Origin of the sequence: Mucilaginibacter frigoritolerans, assembly GCF_007830615.1 — a bacterium.
GTDB lineage: Bacteria > Bacteroidota > Bacteroidia > Sphingobacteriales > Sphingobacteriaceae > Mucilaginibacter > Mucilaginibacter frigoritolerans.
Genome location: NZ_VLLI01000004.1, coordinates 131,174 through 150,267 on the forward strand (window position 1 = coordinate 131,174; position 19,094 = coordinate 150,267).

The following is a 19,094-nucleotide window of genomic DNA, read 5'->3' on the forward strand; positions in this document are numbered from 1 at the left end:
TTTTGGTTTAAGTGTTACAATTGGCCGGTGTAATATAAAAAAAATACCCCGCAAACGCAGGGTATCAAAAGTCTTTTTTACAGATAGTTAGCTTATTTGTCTGCTCTTTTTATAGTGAAATGCACTTTCTGTCCACCCAAGTCAATATCCATACCGCATGAGTCGGCATACATTTTTCCAGTGTGAGGGTAGTCAGTGCCGCCAACGTTAACACTAAATGAAAAATCGTTACCGTTAATTAATCCTTTGTCAATGGCTACTGTTCCCTGTGGAGAATCTGCAGTTCCGGTAAGTGTAGTGCCGTCAACCTTAAAATTGTAAGTTACCGGAATTTGTTGCCCATCTGGTGTGTTGATATTACCGGTCCATTTTCCGGTTAAATCTGCTACTATGGCAAAGCAAACCATAAAACAGCATAAAAGAGCTGTGGTAGTTAAAAATTTCTTTTTCATTCTTTAGTTTTTTTATAAGATGCTATTAAGCTATATTGGTTACAATAAATGTATAAACATTTATTTAAAATATTAAAAGCCTGTAAAATAAAAAGGTATAAAAAGCGGGCCGGTGTTTATCAGTCCGTTTCTCCCTTATAAAATCCCTTTATTTTAAGGATTTATCCTTTTTAAGGTAGCATGCGATTTTGCATCGCCCATACTGATATCAACCCCAACAGAGTCGCCATAAAATTTACCGCTGTGGTCAATTTCCATATTGTTTACAATTACATTGAAAGTAAAAGTATCCCCGGTTATTTTGCCATCATTTATGGGCATATCACCCTTTGGCGTTTTGGCAGTACCGGTTAACTGGTTGCCCTCTATTTTGAAATTATATAACAGTGGGTATTCATCGCCCTGGTCGGTTTTTAGTAAACCTGTCCATTTACCGTTTAAATTTTCAATAGCGGCAAAGCTTACAAAAAAGCACAATAACAAAAATGCAGTAGTGATTAACTTCTTGTTCATGATGTTGATTTTCAATTATTAAAGGTAGAAATGGTATTAAATTAAATCATAAACAATGTGTTAAGTTTGCTATAACAATTTACCCGGTTAAAAATCTTTATTTAACATTGCCAGGTTTTGGACACCCAAAGGCTAACCGATTAATTATGAGTATAACGTTTCATTTAACAACGGCATTGCGCTGCTTGTTTCTTTTTTAGCTTTCTTATGTCCAAACTTTTAGCATTAAGCATTGTGAAGGTCTTAAATGATGGTGAAATTGTAAATAACAGCTATTCAAAAAGCAGTTGATCCATGGAATTTGTCAATAGCAAATTAAATAGCGTAATGGGTGGTAATATTGATTTAGGCGGGTACCTGGATGAGCGCTAACAATTGTTTGAATTAATATATCCGGTTTAACGGCCTGACGCTGAATGATTTTAAACTCACCTGGGACTATACCATCAATCAGCCTTATTTTACCAATGGAATAGAGGTGAACAATTTTAAAGATTTAAAACTTGTTGATTTTAGAGGAACATCATCGCCCTCAAATAAAAATTTGCCTGTTATTTTATTGAAGGATGGTTTAATGCGGCTATAGAAGGTAACCTGACTATCAATAAACAAAACGTTGATGGTTTTGAAAAGATAAAGTAAAATTGATTTAAGGTTACCCTCAATATTCCAATTCCTGGCAATTGAATCCGGCTGTTTGCAACAGATTTTCGATATACCGCGGAGAAATGTTGTTGGCTTCAATCCTTAAAATATTATCACAATCTTCCAGATCAAAATTCCACTGACTAATTGCCGGAACCGAAGTTAATAGTGGTTGTACAGCAGTAACTTGTTCTGGCTTTTCAATGTTGGTTGTAAATATAAGTATATCCATTTTTCGAGTTTTAGGTATGTTTCATTAGTCTCCGGTCCCGAGCACTTAGCCGATAAATTTGGCTTCAGGCTCAGGACTTCAGACTTTCAATTTTATTCTGCTGTTTTCTCAGCCTCAGGTGCAGTAAAATCATTCCATTTATCAAATGGATGACGGCCTTCTCCTCTCCATCTGCCATGAACACCGCATCTTTGTTCCCATTTTTCTTTAAATTTTTCTTTTTCTTCAGGACTCATATTCCTAAATCGCTCTTCCATTTTGCGGCGCATCCATGGAGCGCCACCGTTGCCACCAAAACGGTGACCACCTCTGCCAAACCCGAATAGTATTTTGCATAATATAAATATACCCAGGGCTTGCCAGAAGGTAATGGTGCCCACGTGTAGTATGCCTGGTAATAGGTAGTTCCACAAACCCATCACCACAAAGCCAATCAATGCAGCAAATGCTGCTATGGCGAAGGGAGCAAAAAATAATTTCTTTCTATTATTTAACATTCTCATTTCTTTAATATTTAATATTCTGTAATTTCCTCATACAGTTGTTTCAGCCTTTTGCGCAGATGCAATACCGCATACCGCTTGCGCGATACCAGCGTTTGTACCTTTTCTCCGGTACGGTCAGCAATTTCAGCAAAGGAAATGTCGTCTAACTCATGCCATATAAAAACCTGTCTTTGTTCTTCGGGCAATTCATCCAGTGCGACAAATAGCTGCTCCCAAAAAAGGTTACGCAGATACTCTGTTTCCGGCGTTTTAGCTTCCGTCATCAGGATGGCTTTAAAGTCCGCGGCTTCATCCTCATCATCTGTTTCGGGCAGTATATCATCCAGTAGGGTTTCGGTATGCTTTTTATGCTTATCGAGTATTTTGTTGCGGGCTACACGATATAACCATGCCCCGGTTTGCTCAATAGGCTCCGAATTTATTACCGAACTAAACTGGTACCAAACATCCTGCAGAATGTCTTCGGCATCGGCATCGTTGTTTACCCTGCGCCGTATAAAGCCCAACAAGTTTTTACCATACGCTGTTATGGCGTGTATGATAGTGTTGTTTTTTTCTTCGGGCATTACGGCTGTTATCAATGTATTATTGTTTTATAAAGATAGGACGATTGTGAAATCAGAACATTTTAATTTATTTTTAAAAAATCTTACTTTTTTTAGTTCATGGTATCATTACCAATGAACTAATGACCCAATGAACGAAATCAAACTCAACCGAATAAATTATCTGAACATTGCGGCTATGCTGGCATCAGCCTGCCTGGCGTTTATTATTCCGTTCGAGCTTGTACTTTTGTCCTATGCCATATTAGGTCCGGCCCATTACCTTACCGAAATATCCTGGTTAAATGCCCGACAGTTTTTCACCCTAAAAAAGTACGATTACCTTCTTATAGCTGCCGTAGTTATTTTAGCGTTGCTGCTTAAATTACCTGCAGCCAATTTAATTTATTACACATTTGGCCTGTCGCTTATTTTGATAGTGGTTAGGGGGAGCATTAGCCGGATACTGGCTTTTATTGTATTAATAATAGCTGGCTACTTTTTACTTACCAATAACCTGTTGCGCACCATTTTTGGCTTATATGTGCCTACCTTTATCCATGTGTATCTTTTTACAGGAGCATTTATACTATTTGGAGCACTGAAAGATAAAATTGTTTCAGGTTACCTGGCGTTTATTTTCTTTTTGCTTTGCCCGGTTTTATTGTGCGTTTTGTTTACCTCTTACCATAACACCCCGGCCACATGGGCAATAAATAATTATGATAGTTTTAAAAAGCTTATTACTGTTGCCTTACGCAGCCCATCTGTTAATGTTTATACCAGTCCGGCTGCTGTAATGTTAACCCGGTTAATTGCCTTTGCCTATACTTATCATTATTTAAACTGGTTTACCAAAACAAGGGTAATTAATTGGCATAGGATATCTGTTACCAGAGCTGTAATTTTAGGGATAATATGGGCAGCCTCCGTTACTTTATACTTTTATAATTACCGTTTAGGTATCAAATGGCTGTTTCTTTTAAGCCTGATACATGTTATACTGGAGTTTCCGTTAAATCATAAAAGCTTTATAGGCATAGGCAAAGAGATAAGGTTCAGGTTAAACGGAGCTGATTAAAGCTAAACACAGACCCAATAACCAACAACTAAATAATATGGCCTACAATACAAAACTAGCTGACAGGATAAGGGAAGCCTTGGTTGATTTGCCCAACATAACCGAAAAGGAAATGTTTAGGGGCGTTTGTTTTATGGTTAATGATAAGATGTGTGTTTGTGTAAGCGGCGATGAAATGATGTGCCGTATAGGTGCTGAAGAGGCGGAGATGGCTTTAGAGAATAATTACGTACGTCAGATGATGTCGCGGGGTATCCCTATGAAGGATTATGTGTATGTAAGCGAAGAAGCCTGGCATAATCAAAAAGATTTCGATAGCTGGGTAAAGCTTTGCCTTGATTTTAATCCGAAAGCCAAAGCATCAAAAAAGAAAGGTAAGTGAGTGGAAGTGTACGTATATTTCCGGTTTGTTTTTCTAATTTAAAACTAAAAAATAGTTATGAATGTAATCCCCAATATATCAATACGGCATGTGGTAAAATATGCCGTGTTAATGCTCTTTTCTCTCGTTGGCAAAGTACAAGCTCAGGTAATTGATACCGCTATTGAGGCAAAAGAAATTATAAGAACTATGAACAGTTCAACTGATGAATGGAATAAAGGTCATCTGGATGCCTTTATGAATATGTATGATCCATCAGCAACTATGATGATGTCCACCGGACCCGTAGGAATCCAATCTATAAGGGGACTTTATGAAAAAAAGTATTTTAACGGCAGTATGCCCAAACAGAGCTTGCGTTATTCTGATATGCAGGTACGCTTTTTAGGAAGCAATTATGCTCTTTTAACTGGTGCGTTCACCTTATATGGAAATAACTTGCCCGATCGTTCAGGCAGGTACTCCATAGTGATGGTACATGGTAAAAACGGGTGGAAAATATTGCACGACCACTCGGGTTGATTGCATGGTATGCAAATGTTTTTAATCCAGACCCAGATATTCTTTCTGCTTCACTTCAATCATACCCGATGTTTGGTCGCGACGAAGGTAGATGCTTACCTTGTAAAAATTACTATCGTATAAATAGATAGTATTGGTTGAATCGGCACCCTGGAACTTAAGATCGAGGCCATATCTTTTAACCTGGCTAATCATATTGATGATATCCTGTTGACTGTTTGATGTATAATTAACAGTACGCAACATAGTTCCATCATTTAGTTTGGAATACTTACCGACTTCAATTTTTTCTATATTGGCTCTTGCACCAATGCTTTTAAACGATTCAATTTCCTGGCCATTCACCTGCATGGTGTAATCCTGCCTGAAAGTATTTCCTCTCATCAGGTTATCAAATACCTCCCTGTTACTAAGGCTGGTGAAGTAAATCAGGTCACCAAATTTTATGCTTTGCCCATATAGGTTTATGCCAATCATTAATAGTACAGGAAAAAGTAAAAGTTTTTTCATCAGCCTTAATTTGTTGCTAAATATACTTGTTTTTAATATTTTACTCAATAACCGGGATGATAGGTTTTTTCAGCATGCTTTAACACATCTTCTTTATAAAATAAAACATCTTTAAACTTACCTTCAATATATATGCCAGCTTGGTCGGTGAAGTTTTTTGAAGCGGGATCGAATGATTGTCCGCCGGTTATTACTGTTTTTGCTTTAATACGGGAACCAAATTCCACGGCAGCAATAAAACTGTTGCCCGAATAGCCGTAGCGTTTTTTAGTATTCATGGTGCGGCTTACAAAAGAGGGTAGCTGTCCAAACGCTGATGAAGTAAGACCAACCGGCAAACTTGGCAAGCTGTCATTAAAACTAATGCCATTGGCAGGGCGTTGGTAACGGTTAATATCGCCCCAGTTAATTTGCCAGTTGCCATAAAGTTGCTGCAGGTTACTGAGTGCTTTGCCAAATAATTCAAGTATTTGTTTATTGCTAATGTTTTTAAGCATGATATTTACCCGTTCTGTTTGATAGGTGCCTGCTTCAGCTGTTTTAGCGGCAGGCAGTTCACGTAGCATTAACGTTCCCCATTCAACAGCAAGGGTTGATGCTACGGAGTTTGCAGCCGTGTTCCTATCCCATTGTTGTAAAACTTTAATGGGTTCGGCAAGCTTTTGCCTGATCGAATCTTCGGCTGTATTATACGCATTAAACAGCGGGGGCAATAACACATCAAATGCTGTTAAATAATGATCATAACCTTTACTAATCAACTCATCAATGCTTAGTTTTTGATTATTATCTAATAGTTTGATCGCATTTACAGCTCTGAAGTTTTGTCCGTCAGGTGCCATGTAAGCAGGGTATTGTGTTTTATCCGGACTGCTTATGCCCGACGAAGTAAACGGCGTAGAGTTACAGTTTTCAATCCAACCGGTTGCCGGATTATATACGTGTACAATTTCATCAAGGGAATGCAAGCCCCTCCACTCAGTTGCAGGGGTACTGCCGTCAACAGGCAAGGTCCAATCTAGCTTAGCGTCACGGTTGGGCATAAAGTTGCCGTACCAGAAGGCTATGTTGCCCCGGTCATCAGCATAAACGGTATTGTTAGTGGCATTTGAAAGCAAACCCATTGCTTTTTTATATTCGGCAAAAGTATTGGCTTTGGTAATGAGCCATGATTCCAGCAGAGCATTGTACGAACGATTATTGGCTTTAAGCGCCAGCCATTTTCCATCTCTGCTGCCTAATATTGGGCCATGATGGGTAAAATAACCCGTTATCTCTTTTTGTTCGAACTGATCGCCTTTTCTAATTTTCAGTATCAGTTTGCGAGTACTTACCGGTTTAAGTTGCCCATTATATTCATAAAACCATTGCCCGTCTTTTTTGGTCACTTTTTCGGCATACAAATCACCAACATCGGCATTGCTGCTGGTATGCATCCAGCCACAGTGCTGATTAAAGCCCTGGTAAACAAAAAACTGTCCCCAGGTAACGGCACCGTACACATTTAATCCTTCGTCACTCACAAGTTGTACCTCGCTCCTGAAATAAAAGGGCACATGCGGGTTAATATACAGCATTGCATTTCCGCTTGCCGAGCGGGCCGGAGCAATAGCAAACCCGTTTGATCCGATTTCCCTTTCATCAATATTGTCAGATTTATAAACGGCACCCAGCGTTTCTGGCTCTGCCCCATAAAATTTGCTGGTTTCATTTAAGCTGATGCCACCAGTTACCGTTGCTGATACGCTGCCATCTGTGAACATTAAGGCAAACCAGGGCTCAAAATGTTGAAATACAAGTGGTTTAACCTCTGGATGTTTGTATAAATAATAGTTTATGCCGTCTGCAAAAGCATCCATTAATTTCCTGAACCACAGCGGACTGGCTTTATAATCTTTAATGGCATCGGTAGTATCAGCAATTAATTGCAGCTGCACATCAGTATAAAGGTTTTTTTCACCAGCGGCCTCGGTTTGTTTGCCCAATTGGTATAAATAGTTTTGTTCAATCCCTTTAAAGTTGTCTTCGCATTGGGTATACATCAGCCCAAAAACAACGGCAGCGTCAGTTTTTCCATAAATATGCGGTACACCCCAATTATCGCGTATAATAGTAACCGACCTGGCTTCCTGTTCAAATCTGCTTGTTTCTGTTGTGGCATATTTTTGCGAAAATGAAAAAAATGGTAGCAGAAAAAAAGCCAGGAATAGTTTGTTTGTCATAGTAACAACAGTTTTGCTGTGTAATTTGAAGCAAATAGAACAATTTTATGTAAATTTTTGAATAAATGTTAACTTTACACTTTTTATTATGGCAATATTAACTTTGTGGTATACCAAAGTTAATGAAGTATCGTTTTCACTATTTATTTGAGACTAATATAAGTGAAATTATACAAATGGGTGTGGCTTTTGTGTGCTTATAATGTGCCTGAAATTCAATTTACCAGCCGAAAGGCTTGCAGATAAATAAAGAGCTTGGATGATTATTGAACATGACATCTGAGATTTAGTTGATCAACATTATTTGATATGATGTTGTGTGCGTTCCGGGGTGAGATACGGAACGCATTTTTTTTTGCCTGTTTATTTTTATTGCTTAATTATTAAGCAATATATAAATAAATTCAAACATTTTAAGTATTTGTGCATTATGGTATTAAACCTAAAGTTATGAAATACGCATATGTTATTGGCTCAAATGCTTTTATAGTACCCAGCAAAGCCATATTTGTTGGTGAAGGAGAAAATGAAAGGATGTTTTTGAAGATAAACTCAATTCATCATGATACGAATGAACCTGTTCAGTCATTTTTAGATATTGATCTGGATATTAAAGATACTGATGGCTCTCCGGTTACTATTGTATCCAATAAACCTGTAACCGGAGCTCCCTACCAGATTGTAAAAAAAATAGACAGTGTAAAAGTATTAAGGTCTGATGGCTCAACTATTATTCACGTGCACCAACTGGATGATAAAGCAGCTATGGGGCTTGAACATAATATTACTGCCGAATTGGATGTAAATGCACCAGTAGCAGTGATACGTTTAAACGGCGATTTTTTGGTTGATAGCCTGCGTGTAAATGCCGAAAACGAAAAGCTTTATATTAATGAAAACGGGTATGCTTCATCTGCAAGCTCAGGTAAAAATAAATTGCTTTTTACTTCAAACGGAGTGGTAATGTAGTTTTGGTTTAATATAACCAGGCTAAAAGCTTTTTCTATACTTAGCCATTACCAATAACACCATCCGGTTATAGGTTGCAAGTCCTTGTGGCTGGTTGTTTACTTTTAAAAACCTATCATAAAAAATGCTGCTAACTACATCCATCTTGCTTTGATAAGAGAGCCAATAGGCACGTTCAATAACAAAATCATGATGAACGGCTGTAGATACCCTTGGCTTCAGCGCCTTGTTTTCAAGACTGTCGCGATAAAAAAGAGCATGCATAAATTCGTCAACTGCTAAATGGTAGGCCGAATAACGCAGTAAGCGATCATGCGAACCAATGCCGGCCAAAAAGCCCGAGAAGTCGGCTTCATCTTCAGCTCCATATCCCATTTGGTGCGACATTTCATGACAGGCAATAACCGGACGGTTAAATACAGGCATCTGACAATTAAGCTGTGCCTCACCGGTAAACGGATTGTAATAACCCGAAGTGCCGATATAATTAAGCAATGGTGTTAACAAAGAAGGTTTAATATTGGGCCTGTAGGTTCGGAAGTTTACAGAATCAGCTGATAACTTGCTTACTGCCTCAATAGCGGTTTTATAAATGGTGCTGTTATCTTGTTCAAGGTCCGCAGGTGTAATGCGGGCACGGCAGGCGTTTGCACTATCAATCAGCATGGTAGTTACCGTTTTCAAATCGGCAGTGCTGTAGCTGGTATCCCGCAGGTTTAAACGCTCACCGGCCGGCAGCCTGAAATAATTCATCCCCCAAAAAAGATAAAAAATTAACATTGCGCTTTCTACACCTGCTATAAAACCAAGCAGCAGGATGCCGGCTTGCTTAAAATCTTTTTTAAACAAGAGTTTTATAAGCCTGAATACAGCATAAATGAGGTAGACTGTAACTACCAGGTATAACAGATCTCCAAAGCTAAAAGGGAATAAATTTAATACCGGATGCAATATATGGCAAACAACTGGATAGAAACCATTGGAATAATAATGCTCTACAGCAAAGGGATGATCTGCAAACAACATCAGCAAAAATATACCAATGGCAAGTGTGCCTATGGCGATGAACCTTGTTTTTAAGCTTTTTTTATGTTTATTTAGCTTTCCCGTCATTTACAGCAAATATAGCATTGTCATCAACTTAAAATAAAAAAGCCCCCGGAGATTATCTCCGGAGGCTTTGTATGCGTTTTTAATTACTTATTTAACCTTAACAGGTACTGCTAAGTTTTCCCAAAGTATTACAAAGCCTTTTGAATCAATTTTAAAGGTTAAAGCCTCAGTAAATTCTTTAGATTTCATTGAGCTTACGGTTACTTTTAAAACATCTTTTGATGGATCATCATTTGCTGAACCGCCATTTTTAATTCCCCATTGATTAGTTACGGAGTTAAATATAATAGTCCACTCTTTTTCTCCTGGAGTTGCAAATACACTGTATTTGCCTGCAGGTAAAGTTTTGCCTTCAATTTTTAAGTCTTGGTTGCTTTCAAACGTGGTCATTTGGTTAGCCCCTAAGCGCCAAACTTTGTCGTAAGGTACTAAGCCGCCCCAAATTTTACGCCCCCTTACTGAAGGGCTGCCATAAGAAATTTTAACAGATGCACCACTAATAGTTCCGCTAACACTATCACGTGGGCTTGCCGGTTTTTTAGCCATGTTTTGGGCCGTAGCTACTGACGATACTAAAAAAGCAAATGCAACCAGGGCAAATGCTTTTAATAAAAATAACTTTTTCATAAATATTAAGCTGTTGGTTTAAAATTGGGATAAATATATGCTGAAATAGCAACTTTATATAGTGGACTGTTAAATATGATTTTAGTTACACAATATTTATTTTTTAGTTAACAGTACAGATATTAAAAACCAATAAAGTGTTTTATTGTTTGAAATAAAGAGTCATAGTGCAGTTAGGAATTGACCGAAAGGTTAAACAATTGTTGTGATTTTGGCCTCATGTCAGCTGGCATGGGGCTTTTTGTTAGCTGTACATAATTTTATTTCTATAATCAGCATTTAGCGGAGTATGCCATATATTTGCCCAACATACTACCAGTAGTAGGGCAACCAATTGTAAATGAATGATTCTAAAAAAATAGTATACTTTTTAATATTTGTATTAGCACTTATAATAAATTTTGCTGGTATTAATCTTGACTTTTTTTCTGATGATCAGGGGTTATATGCTTCGATAGCTAAAAACTTGCTTCATAAAAAAGAGTTTTTTCAATTATTTACCTATAATCAGGACTGGCTGGATAAGCCACATTTCCCGTTTTGGATGATATTGGTAAGCTTTAAATTATTTGGTGTAAGTACCTGGGCATACCGCTTGCCGGCTATGCTGTTTTTTTGCCTTAGTCTTCTTTATACCTATCTTTTAGCAAGTAAATATTATGGCCGGGAAATAGCTGCCATAGCTGTGCTGATATTGATGACCGCGCTGCATGTAATGCTTTCCAACACAGATATAAGGGCCGAGCCTTATTTAATGGCCTTAATTACAGGCAGTATTTATCACATCAGCCAGCTCGAAAATAGGTTTACCATAGCCGATCTCTTTTTGGCCGCATTGCTTACCGCATGTGCCTTAATGACCAAAGGGCTATTTGTTATTATTGCTATTTACGGAAGCTTAGTCGGGCAATTAATATTTCAGAAAAGGTTTAAAGAACTCTTTAAGCTAAAATGGCTAATGTTGGGATTACTCACCGTTGTATTTACCCTGCCTGAGCTTTATTCTTTGTACCTGCAATTTGATCTTCATCCCGAAAAAACTGTTTTTGGGGTACACAATGTATCAGGTATAAAATGGTTTTTATGGGACAGTCAGTTTGGTCGGTTTGTAAATAATGGCCCTATTAGCCGTAAAGCATCCGGAAGTGTATTTTTTTTCGTTCATACCTTGTTATGGGCCTTTGGACCGTGGTGCCTGATTTTTTACTATGTGCTTTTTAAAAACATAAAGGATATTTTTAAAGGTAAAAAGCTAGCCGAGTATTATTCTTTATGCGGGGGAGGGCTATTGCTGTTGCTGTTTTCATTGTCGCGCTTTCAGTTGCCGTTTTATACCAATGCCGTTTTTCCGTTATTTGCAATTATAACAGCGCCATTCTGTTACAATCAAATAAGTCGTTCCGAAGCAAAATTCAGGCTTGCTGCACAATGGATTTATATAGTGCTGTTAACTATTATTGTTATCGTTCTTAATTTTTTATTAAGGCCTGCTCACGATATATTTTTTGGAGCTGATTGTATTTTGTTGGGAATCTTTGTGATTTTCATCCCGATAAATTTTAAAGAGGCTTACAAAAAAACCTTCTTTTTTAGTATTGCTTCAGCCTTATTCGTTTGCTTTTATTTGAATGCTATTATCTATAGGGTAATTATTCCCTATAAGGGTGAAATAACGGCTGCAGAATATGCTAACCTAAAGCCATTAAGTAATTTTCCGGTTTATTCGCTTAAAGCAGGAAACAATATTTTTCAGTTTTATTGCAACAAATCTGTTGACCTGATACCTTTAGATCAATTTAATAAATTTACACCCAAAGAAGCGTCTCTCTTTTATGCTGATCAGCAATCGGTAAATTATCTGACACAAATACATACCCCTTTCAGAATAGTAAGATCATTTATTGATTATCCGCAAGAAAACATTTTGCCTGCATTTATTAATAAATCAACAAGGTATAAAGTGCTTGATCATGTTTATTTAATAACCAAATAATTTGTATATAATAAAATATTAAACCGTAATGATGTATTTTATTTATTGCTTATGATTTTAAAGAAATCGCGGGTAAGACGTTGTAATATGGTAGCATCCTGTGTGATAATCTCCGCATCTGCCATCATTCCCTGTTTTAAGATGATGGGTTTTTTAAGATCGGAGGTATTTTTTATTTTAAAATCAACCTTTGATATAAATACGCTGTCTTTGAAAGGGATATCTGAAATATACCTTATTCGCCCTCTTATCATCCCATATTCTTCAAACGGATAGCTTCTTAGTTTTACCAATACCTGTTGCCCTTCTTTTACCTTACCCATGTTGCCCTGTGATATGGCCATTTCCCCAAAAAAAGCTTCGTTCCCGGGGTTAATGTAAAATACCTCCTGGTTGGGAGTAAGCACCTGGTTTTCCTGTATAATGCCTGCAAATGAAAGCTTACCGCTTTGCGATGCCACCAATACATACCTGCTTTTCCAATCTTCGGCAGTACTGATCAGGCTGTTAAGTGCCTGTAGGAATTTTCCTTTTTCTTCCTGTACCTGGTTGTCCAGTTCCAATATTTCGCCTTGTTTGGCAGTATAGTTATTGGCCCCTGTAATTAAAGCCGATTCGGTTTGTGCCAATGGTGTTTTTTTTGCCAGATATTTACTTTCTTCCTGCCTTAACTCCGCTAAGGTTTCAACCTTTTGCTGGGTGAGTTTTTTGTGCATTTCATATTCATCGCTGGCCAAATTAAAATCCCTTTGCTCAATAGATTTTTCAACCTCCAGCTGCTGTTGTTGCTGTGCTAGATTAGCCAGGTCTTTCTGGAGGTAAGTTTTCTTTTTTAGTAAAAAACCATTTTCAACGGATGATTTATAGGCTAGATATTCCTGGAAAAATACCTGATAAGCTGATTGTAACTCACCGAACTGCAAATTGTCGGCCTGGTTAAAAAGTGCAGTGCCCAGTGTTTTGTTTTGTAAAACTTCAGACTGCATTGTTTTCAGATTAGTAAGTAGGGCGAGCACTTTTGTGTGATTAGCCGTACTTTCCAGATAGCCCAGTGGCTGCCCGGTTTTAACCATTTCGTTTTCTGCTACCAGTAGTTTAACCAGTTTTCCCGATATTTTTGATACCACTGGTTTAGGTGAGTTGGGTGAATCAACCTTTAATTGTGCTTTCACAATATCCGGATAACGGATAAATGCCGAGAGACCGATAATCAATACCAAAACGCCAAAAAACATGGTGATGCCATATCTAAGCACCCACGAAGGTACTGCAGTAATAATGTCCTGCATATCTTCGGTATGCCGGGCGGTTTCATTATCGTAATTATATATGGATGGCATTGAAAATTGATTTAAATAAATGTGACGTAAATAAAATTAGCCGGTAGTTTATCAGGTTCCTAATTCCAGTTGATTTTTGACCAATTTATAATAGTCACCTTTTAAAGCGGTTAAGTCATAGTGGGTGCCTTGTTCAATTATGCGTCCTTTATCCAGCACAATAATGTTATCGGCATTGCTAACAGTACTTAGCCTGTGTGCAACAATAATTACTGTGCGACCTGTAAAAAACTCCTGCAAGTTGTTCATAATCACCCGCTCGTTATTGGCATCGAGGGCATTAGTAGCCTCATCAAAAAATATGTATTGCGGGTCTTTGTAAACAGCACGTGCAATAAGCATTCGCTGCCTTTGTCCCTGGCTTATGCCGTTACCTTCAGAACCTATTTTGGTGTTTAGTCCCAGCGGCAAATCATCAATAAAATCCTGAATATTGGCAACCTTTATGGCGTGCCTTAATTTAACCTTGTCAGGGTATTCATCGCCAACGGCTATATTACGTTCAATGCTATCCGAAAAAATAAAACCATCCTGCATTACCACACCACACTGACCGCGCCATGTTTTAAAACTAATATTGCTGATCAATTGCTCCCCAACCTTTATATCGCCTTTTTGTGGCTCATAAAAACGGAGCAGTAGTTTAAGTATGGTTGTTTTTCCGCTGCCGCTCATGCCAACAATAGCTGTTGTTTTACCTTGCGGAATATGGAGATCAATATTTTCCAGTACAGGTTCGTTACCTGCACCCGGATAACGAAAGGTGAGATTGCTGATGGTTAAACTTTTATTTTCAGGAATGTTATTATTCCACTCTTTTCCGGCAGGTTCCTCATCAGCCATTTGGTGGATCTCGTTTAAACGTTCCAGACTTATTTTAGCATCCTGAAAGCTTTGTATAAAACCCAGTAATTGCTCAATAGGGCTGCTGAGCTGACCAACAATATATTGCACAGCCACCATTGCTCCCAAGGTTAAGTTACCGTTTATTACCGCTTCGGCACTTAAAAAAGTTATAAATATGTTTTTACCTTCATTAATAAAAGTTGCACCACCCTGTTGATATTGACTAAGGGCCAGTGATTTTACGTTAAATTTAAATAAGCGGGCTTGTATGTGCTCCCATTCCCAGCGTTTTTGCTGCTCGCAGTTGTTTAGTTTTATTTCCTGCATACCGCCTATGAGCTGTATAATGCTGCTTTGGTTTTTGGCAGCAACTTCAAAACTTTTATAATTGAGCGCCCGACGACGGCTTAAAAAAAGTATTATCCAACAGGTATAAAGTATACTGCTTAAGGCGTAAACGAAAAATATGGTAATATTATAGTAAGCCAGTACAACCGAAAAAACCAGCAGGTTAAACATGGAGAATATGGTAGTTAAGGTTGACCCTGTTAAAAATGATTGAATGCTGCGCTGGTCATTCATGCGCTGCATAATATCGCCGGTCATTTTGGTATCAAAAAAGCTCATGGGTAGTTTCATGAGTTTAATTAAAAAGTCGGTTAAGATAGATATATTGATCCGGGTACTGATATGCAGTAATATCCACGAGCGTATAAACTCCACACTTGCCCTGCCTATAATGAGCGCTATTTGGGCTATAAGAATAATATAAATAAAGCCCAGGTTACGGGTGTTAATGCCAATATCAACAATTGATTGTGTTAAAAATGGTGTAATTAACTGCAACAGGCTGCCAATACCCAAACCGAACAATAATTGTATAACCAGCTTGCGGTATATAATTAAATATCGCAGCAGGAACGACCAGCGTACTTCACTGCTTTTTTCATCCTCCTGTTCATAAAACTGAGGCGATGGGGTAAGCAGCAGGGCAATGCCCTCGTTTGTTTCTTTATCTCCAAGCCAGTTGCGGGTAAAGTCGGCCTCGTCAATAGTAATTAACCCGGTTGCAGGGTCAGCAAGGTAATATTTATGATTTTTAATCTTATAAAGTACAACAAAATGGTATTGCCGCCAATGCAAAATACAAGGCAGTTCGGCTTGTTTTAATTGTTCGGTAGTTATTTTAACTCCCAATGAACGGAAACCTATTTTTTCGGCGGCATCACTTATACCTAAAAGGGAAACGCCCTCACGGTTAATTTCACAAAGCTTATTTAGCGTTTGTTGCTTAAAGTTACGCCCGTAATGTTTGGCAATCATACGGAGGCAAGTTGGACCGCAGTCCATGGCATCAAATTGTTTATAGAATTTAAAACTCATTGATTATCAGTTTAGGATTTTTACAATGATATATTTTAGAAGGGCTGATTTTAAATAAATCAGGTATAGCCTCCTTCTTTAATGTTTGAATATACTGTTTTTTAAAGTAGATAAGGTGATAAAGCAGTATTTCATACTTATTACGGTAATACATTTTTCCAGTTTCCCATTTTAATTTTCCGGGCAAGCCTTCAATAATAAAGAATTCAAAAAATGGTTTTATATAATTTTCGGCTTCTAGTCTTTTAACTACATGCATCATGCTTTCAATGCGTGTAGGTACCTGGTGCCATTCTTTTCCTTCGGTAAAAGCATCATGAGCAAAGTTGGTTTCGTCAAAACAATAATGATGATAACTGGTAAATACCATTTTATAATCCTTACTGTGTAAAAACAGTGTGTTTATTTTAGGGATGTTTTTATAAAGAAGAAAACATCCGGAAAGCCAATCGTGCCTTACGCTTATCAACTCGTAATTGCTGAGTAATTCATCGGTGATGAACTCGCGTATATCTCCAAAAATAATATCTATATCGCAATGGCCCCAAAAATCATAATCTTTTAAAATATCCGAAAAAATGACTCCATAAGCAGGTTTAAAATCACATAGTTTATAGCCGTATTGAATGTCGACTTCAAAACCTAATTTGGCCGAGGCTAAATCGCTTATGTTTTTTAATGTTGAGGGGATGATTTTTACATTCTTTGACGTTTCTTTCTTATAGTCATTATCGTCTATATAAACAAAAAAATCAACAGAAGGGTTGTATTTGCACGAGTGTACAAAATAATCGAAATACCAGGGTAGCTTCCCAAAATAACAAACCAGTAATGCAATTTTCTTCTTAGTTGTCATATAAAATAAGCCTTGAGTTTTGCAATACTGCACAAAAGAGAACTTTAATAATTTAATAAAAAGGCCACCCCAGGGCAGCCTTTTATTAAATTAAAATAGTACCCTTAGCAGGTGCAATCTGAATTAGTGCTTACAGTACTTGAATAGCCTGCAGTATAGCATGCCTGTAACTGGCCTTCAGAATTGCAGGTAGTGGCCAACGTGGTACCTATATTTGCACCTGAGCTATTGCGACAGTAAACTAACACAGAGTTTACACAATTTGGGGCGCATGGAATTGGGCAGCCGCCACCGGTACCACCACCACCGCCGCCACCGCTACTGCCGGCCATGATGTTTCTTAACTCAGTTCTGCTTAAGGCATTCTTTACGCCTTTAAAGCTCAATTTTTTTGTTCTCATTGTTTTTAGATATTGAGTTGATTAATAAATCACCGGCGTCGCCCCGGTTACAAAACGGCATGTATTGAAAAGGGCATGCTCCTTTACTTTTGCGCATAAGTGCCTTTGGCTTTTCAGATAGCCCTTTAATATTTTATAGTTAGATGTTTTTACGACTTGCTGATTACTTAATCAGGGTTTGGTTAACTATGTATATTTCTTGATATGTTGTAAGCTCCGCTAATAATTCAGATATTTACTAATGCCACGCTTTCAATTTAAGCAGCATGTAATGTAAAGTGCATGTTCCTTTGCTTTGCGCATAAGTATTGTTTGTTGCAACGCTTTTACTGAAGCATGTACTTTAAATCGGGTAGCTGGTATATTTGAGGCAGACGGTAACCGTTAAGCAATAATGTTGGCGTAGCGGTAACCTCTGCCATTTGGCACCACTCATGTTGTTTGTCCAGCTTATAAAAATCAGCTTCATTTAATTGTACCGGATAAATTTTTGCCCACTCATTATAGTTTTTTTGTTTTTGTTCATACCAGTCATGCAATGCTTGTTTTACATTGGCTTTGTCAGCATTTGCATTTAATGCCATCAGGTGGCGGCTTACCGGTGTTTTTATATCATCATCAATATTTTGTGCCGTAAATACTATCCGCGCCTGTATGTCACCGTTCTGATTCAGCAGGTCATCAAGCAGTTTGTGCGTTGCGGAACATGGCGGACAATAAGGATTAGTAACCATGGTAATGATATTGTTTGCTTCCACATTGCCTAAAACAATACTCCATTCTTCATCAGGTTGTGCATATTTAGGCTGGGAGGTAAGCAGCTGATTAAACAGATCGTTATTATATTTAAATGTTCTTAACTGTTTTTTTAAGGGAGGTAACTGTTGTATTTCTAAAAACAAGGGTTTTACAAATGCCCATAAAATTATGGGCAATAAAAAACTGATAATAACAGCACTCCATACTCCGGCGTCCGGTATAATAAGCGGTGATTTAAATGCAACAGAAAGAAGCGGAACGAACTCCAGCCATAACAATGCCTGTACGGTACAGCATAATACGCACCATTTTTTAGCAACCCTTGCCTGGTAGTAAATTGAGTAAAAGGTATAAGGTAAACTAACCAGGTTTAACAAAGCCAGTACCTGCCATATTGCAGTTGAGCCGTTGCTGAACAATAGCAGTAACCAGGTGCCTGAAAAATAAAAAAAGCCTACCTCGCTCCAGGTAAGCCAATCAAATACTTTTGCCGCTTTTGATGATAATATGGCGTTACAATTGGTTTTCCCCTTGTTTTGACACAGTTTTTGGATCAAAGGGTTATTCCCATCAATAGACTGTATCAGCAATAAAACAGAAGTAACCAGCCCGGCGGTTTTAAATAAAGCCAGCGCTAATGATTGCCAGGTAATGGTTGTAAAGTAAGTTGAATGAAATACCAGTGCCGATGCCAGTACAAGCAACAAGCCAATGGCCAATAAAAGAGTCTTAAATTCTGATAAAAATGTAGCGAAGGTGGTGGTTTTGGTAAAAGCATTTGATGGTTCTGCCGTTAACACTATGCCGCCAAATATTTTTTTGAATGCTTCTGTTTCCAGTTTATGTTTCTCCCATTTTTCGCTCGAAACCAAAAGAAAGTCTTTGTTGATTTCGGTGACTACCCAAAATTCACCGCCGTTTGATTTAGCATAGGCTATGAAAGGACAGGGTACACTGTCAATTTCTTCTGCTTCAACGCGGAAAGCTGCATTTTCAATATTTAAAGCATTCAAAACGTCGCTTATGGCAAGCATACTTGGATAATCAGGATGTCTGAACATCTCTGAAGAAATTAACTCAGGTTCGATGTTGATTTTTAAGTATTTAAGTAGTTTAAATACAGCTGCTTCGGCGTTAGGGTGTTTGGTAAATGACAGCATTAAGGTTTAGTTTTAATCTGTAAATAAATAAACTATT

General features: G+C 37.9%; 19 protein-coding genes. 5 read left to right on the forward strand and 14 right to left on the reverse strand.

The window, feature by feature from the left end:
• Positions 1–92: 92 nt before the first annotated feature.
• From JN11_RS08200 to JN11_RS08220, 5 genes are all read right to left on the reverse strand, one after another.
• On the reverse strand, positions 93–452 hold the full coding sequence (locus JN11_RS08200; RefSeq protein WP_144911525.1) for a glycoside hydrolase: 360 nt from the start codon (positions 450–452) through the stop codon (positions 93–95).
• Between the two features lie 153 nt (positions 453–605).
• Positions 606–965, reverse strand: coding sequence for a glycoside hydrolase (locus JN11_RS08205; protein WP_144911527.1), 360 nt, complete (start codon positions 963–965; stop codon positions 606–608).
• 661 nt (positions 966–1,626) lie between these two features.
• Positions 1,627–1,842 carry a hypothetical protein gene (locus tag JN11_RS08210; protein WP_144911529.1) on the reverse strand — a complete coding sequence of 72 codons (216 nt, stop codon included), beginning with the start codon at positions 1,840–1,842 and terminating at the stop codon, positions 1,627–1,629.
• Between the two features lie 92 nt (positions 1,843–1,934).
• Positions 1,935–2,345 carry a hypothetical protein gene (locus tag JN11_RS08215; RefSeq protein WP_211360699.1) on the reverse strand — a complete coding sequence of 137 codons (411 nt, stop codon included), beginning with the start codon at positions 2,343–2,345 and terminating at the stop codon, positions 1,935–1,937.
• Positions 2,346–2,356: 11 nt separating this feature from the next.
• Entirely contained in the window at positions 2,357–2,929 is a 573-nt protein-coding gene (locus JN11_RS08220; RefSeq protein WP_246138964.1) for an RNA polymerase sigma factor, read from the reverse strand.
• A gap of 115 nt (positions 2,930–3,044) precedes the next feature.
• Here JN11_RS08220 and JN11_RS08225 point away from each other — a divergent pair, with 115 nt between their 5' ends.
• From JN11_RS08225 to JN11_RS08235, 3 genes are read left to right on the forward strand one after another with little or no spacing between them, the layout of a single operon-like run.
• Positions 3,045–3,974 (forward strand): hypothetical protein, encoded by a 930-nt coding sequence (locus tag JN11_RS08225; RefSeq protein WP_144911531.1) that lies wholly within the window; start codon positions 3,045–3,047, stop codon positions 3,972–3,974.
• A 37-nt stretch (positions 3,975–4,011) separates the two neighbouring features.
• A complete protein-coding gene (locus JN11_RS08230; protein WP_144911533.1) occupies positions 4,012–4,356 on the forward strand; it encodes a TfoX/Sxy family protein in 345 nt (114 codons plus the stop codon).
• A 57-nt stretch (positions 4,357–4,413) separates the two neighbouring features.
• Positions 4,414–4,878 carry a YybH family protein gene (locus JN11_RS08235; RefSeq protein WP_144911535.1) on the forward strand — a complete coding sequence of 155 codons (465 nt, stop codon included), beginning with the start codon at positions 4,414–4,416 and terminating at the stop codon, positions 4,876–4,878.
• A gap of 21 nt (positions 4,879–4,899) precedes the next feature.
• On the opposite strand, the gene JN11_RS08240 is transcribed toward JN11_RS08235, so the two are convergent.
• Together JN11_RS08240 and JN11_RS08245 are read right to left on the reverse strand one after the other, a co-directional pair.
• Positions 4,900–5,388 (reverse strand): hypothetical protein, encoded by a 489-nt coding sequence (locus tag JN11_RS08240; protein ID WP_144911537.1) that lies wholly within the window; start codon positions 5,386–5,388, stop codon positions 4,900–4,902.
• A gap of 44 nt (positions 5,389–5,432) precedes the next feature.
• The gene (locus JN11_RS08245) at positions 5,433–7,610 is read right to left on the reverse strand and encodes a penicillin acylase family protein (RefSeq protein ID WP_144911539.1); all 2,178 of its coding nucleotides are present in this window, start codon (positions 7,608–7,610) and stop codon (positions 5,433–5,435) included.
• 450 nt (positions 7,611–8,060) lie between these two features.
• On the opposite strand from JN11_RS08245, the gene JN11_RS08250 reads away from it, so the two are divergent.
• A complete protein-coding gene (locus JN11_RS08250; RefSeq protein WP_144911540.1) occupies positions 8,061–8,579 on the forward strand; it encodes a hypothetical protein in 519 nt (172 codons plus the stop codon).
• A gap of 21 nt (positions 8,580–8,600) precedes the next feature.
• Here JN11_RS08250 and JN11_RS08255 read toward each other — a convergent pair whose 3' ends face one another.
• Both JN11_RS08255 and JN11_RS08260 read right to left on the reverse strand, forming a co-directional pair.
• On the reverse strand, positions 8,601–9,692 hold the full coding sequence (locus tag JN11_RS08255; protein WP_144911543.1) for a DUF3810 domain-containing protein: 1,092 nt from the start codon (positions 9,690–9,692) through the stop codon (positions 8,601–8,603).
• A gap of 87 nt (positions 9,693–9,779) precedes the next feature.
• Positions 9,780–10,319 (reverse strand): DUF2911 domain-containing protein, encoded by a 540-nt coding sequence (locus JN11_RS08260; protein WP_144911544.1) that lies wholly within the window; start codon positions 10,317–10,319, stop codon positions 9,780–9,782.
• A gap of 340 nt (positions 10,320–10,659) precedes the next feature.
• Between JN11_RS08260 and JN11_RS08265 the strand changes: the two genes are divergently transcribed.
• Positions 10,660–12,312 carry an ArnT family glycosyltransferase gene (locus tag JN11_RS08265; RefSeq protein WP_144911546.1) on the forward strand — a complete coding sequence of 551 codons (1,653 nt, stop codon included), beginning with the start codon at positions 10,660–10,662 and terminating at the stop codon, positions 12,310–12,312.
• Between the two features lie 38 nt (positions 12,313–12,350).
• Here JN11_RS08265 and JN11_RS08270 read toward each other — a convergent pair whose 3' ends face one another.
• From JN11_RS08270 to JN11_RS08290, 5 genes are all read right to left on the reverse strand, one after another.
• Positions 12,351–13,652: an HlyD family secretion protein gene (locus tag JN11_RS08270; protein ID WP_144911548.1), complete on the reverse strand. Its 1,302-nt coding sequence runs from the start codon at positions 13,650–13,652 to the stop codon at positions 12,351–12,353.
• A gap of 51 nt (positions 13,653–13,703) precedes the next feature.
• On the reverse strand, positions 13,704–15,881 hold the full coding sequence (locus tag JN11_RS08275) for a peptidase domain-containing ABC transporter (protein ID WP_144911550.1): 2,178 nt from the start codon (positions 15,879–15,881) through the stop codon (positions 13,704–13,706).
• Complete coding sequence (locus JN11_RS08280; protein WP_144911552.1) at positions 15,871–16,737, reverse strand: DUF6625 family protein; 867 nt, start codon at positions 16,735–16,737, stop codon at positions 15,871–15,873. Before JN11_RS08280 ends, JN11_RS08275 begins: the two co-directional genes overlap by 11 nt.
• A gap of 104 nt (positions 16,738–16,841) precedes the next feature.
• Positions 16,842–17,138, reverse strand: coding sequence for a hypothetical protein (locus tag JN11_RS08285; protein ID WP_144911554.1), 297 nt, complete (start codon positions 17,136–17,138; stop codon positions 16,842–16,844).
• Between the two features lie 326 nt (positions 17,139–17,464).
• The gene (locus JN11_RS08290; protein ID WP_144911556.1) at positions 17,465–19,057 is read right to left on the reverse strand and encodes a vitamin K epoxide reductase family protein; all 1,593 of its coding nucleotides are present in this window, start codon (positions 19,055–19,057) and stop codon (positions 17,465–17,467) included.
• Between the last annotated feature and the right edge of the window lie 37 nt (positions 19,058–19,094).

What these genes read in the sequence shown, in the direction of transcription:
- JN11_RS08200 (WP_144911525.1), bottom strand. Translation starts at nt 452, where the DNA reads ATGAAAAAGAAATTTTTAACTACCACAGCTCTTTTATGCTGTTTTATG.
- JN11_RS08205 (WP_144911527.1), bottom strand. Translation starts at nt 965, where the DNA reads ATGAACAAGAAGTTAATCACTACTGCATTTTTGTTATTGTGCTTTTTT.
- JN11_RS08210 (WP_144911529.1), bottom strand. Translation starts at nt 1,842, where the DNA reads ATGGATATACTTATATTTACAACCAACATTGAAAAGCCAGAACAAGTT.
- JN11_RS08215 (WP_211360699.1), bottom strand. Translation starts at nt 2,345, where the DNA reads ATGAGAATGTTAAATAATAGAAAGAAATTATTTTTTGCTCCCTTCGCC.
- JN11_RS08225 (WP_144911531.1), top strand. Translation starts at nt 3,045, where the DNA reads ATGAACGAAATCAAACTCAACCGAATAAATTATCTGAACATTGCGGCT.
- JN11_RS08230 (WP_144911533.1), top strand. Translation starts at nt 4,012, where the DNA reads ATGGCCTACAATACAAAACTAGCTGACAGGATAAGGGAAGCCTTGGTT.
- JN11_RS08235 (WP_144911535.1), top strand. Translation starts at nt 4,414, where the DNA reads ATGAATGTAATCCCCAATATATCAATACGGCATGTGGTAAAATATGCC.
- JN11_RS08240 (WP_144911537.1), bottom strand. Translation starts at nt 5,388, where the DNA reads ATGAAAAAACTTTTACTTTTTCCTGTACTATTAATGATTGGCATAAAC.
- JN11_RS08245 (WP_144911539.1), bottom strand. Translation starts at nt 7,610, where the DNA reads ATGACAAACAAACTATTCCTGGCTTTTTTTCTGCTACCATTTTTTTCA.
- JN11_RS08250 (WP_144911540.1), top strand. Translation starts at nt 8,061, where the DNA reads ATGAAATACGCATATGTTATTGGCTCAAATGCTTTTATAGTACCCAGC.
- JN11_RS08255 (WP_144911543.1), bottom strand. Translation starts at nt 9,692, where the DNA reads ATGACGGGAAAGCTAAATAAACATAAAAAAAGCTTAAAAACAAGGTTC.
- JN11_RS08260 (WP_144911544.1), bottom strand. Translation starts at nt 10,319, where the DNA reads ATGAAAAAGTTATTTTTATTAAAAGCATTTGCCCTGGTTGCATTTGCT.
- JN11_RS08265 (WP_144911546.1), top strand. Translation starts at nt 10,660, where the DNA reads ATGAATGATTCTAAAAAAATAGTATACTTTTTAATATTTGTATTAGCA.
- JN11_RS08270 (WP_144911548.1), bottom strand. Translation starts at nt 13,652, where the DNA reads ATGCCATCCATATATAATTACGATAATGAAACCGCCCGGCATACCGAA.
- JN11_RS08275 (WP_144911550.1), bottom strand. Translation starts at nt 15,881, where the DNA reads ATGAGTTTTAAATTCTATAAACAATTTGATGCCATGGACTGCGGTCCA.
- JN11_RS08280 (WP_144911552.1), bottom strand. Translation starts at nt 16,737, where the DNA reads ATGACAACTAAGAAGAAAATTGCATTACTGGTTTGTTATTTTGGGAAG.
- JN11_RS08285 (WP_144911554.1), bottom strand. Translation starts at nt 17,138, where the DNA reads ATGAGAACAAAAAAATTGAGCTTTAAAGGCGTAAAGAATGCCTTAAGC.
- JN11_RS08290 (WP_144911556.1), bottom strand. Translation starts at nt 19,057, where the DNA reads ATGCTGTCATTTACCAAACACCCTAACGCCGAAGCAGCTGTATTTAAA.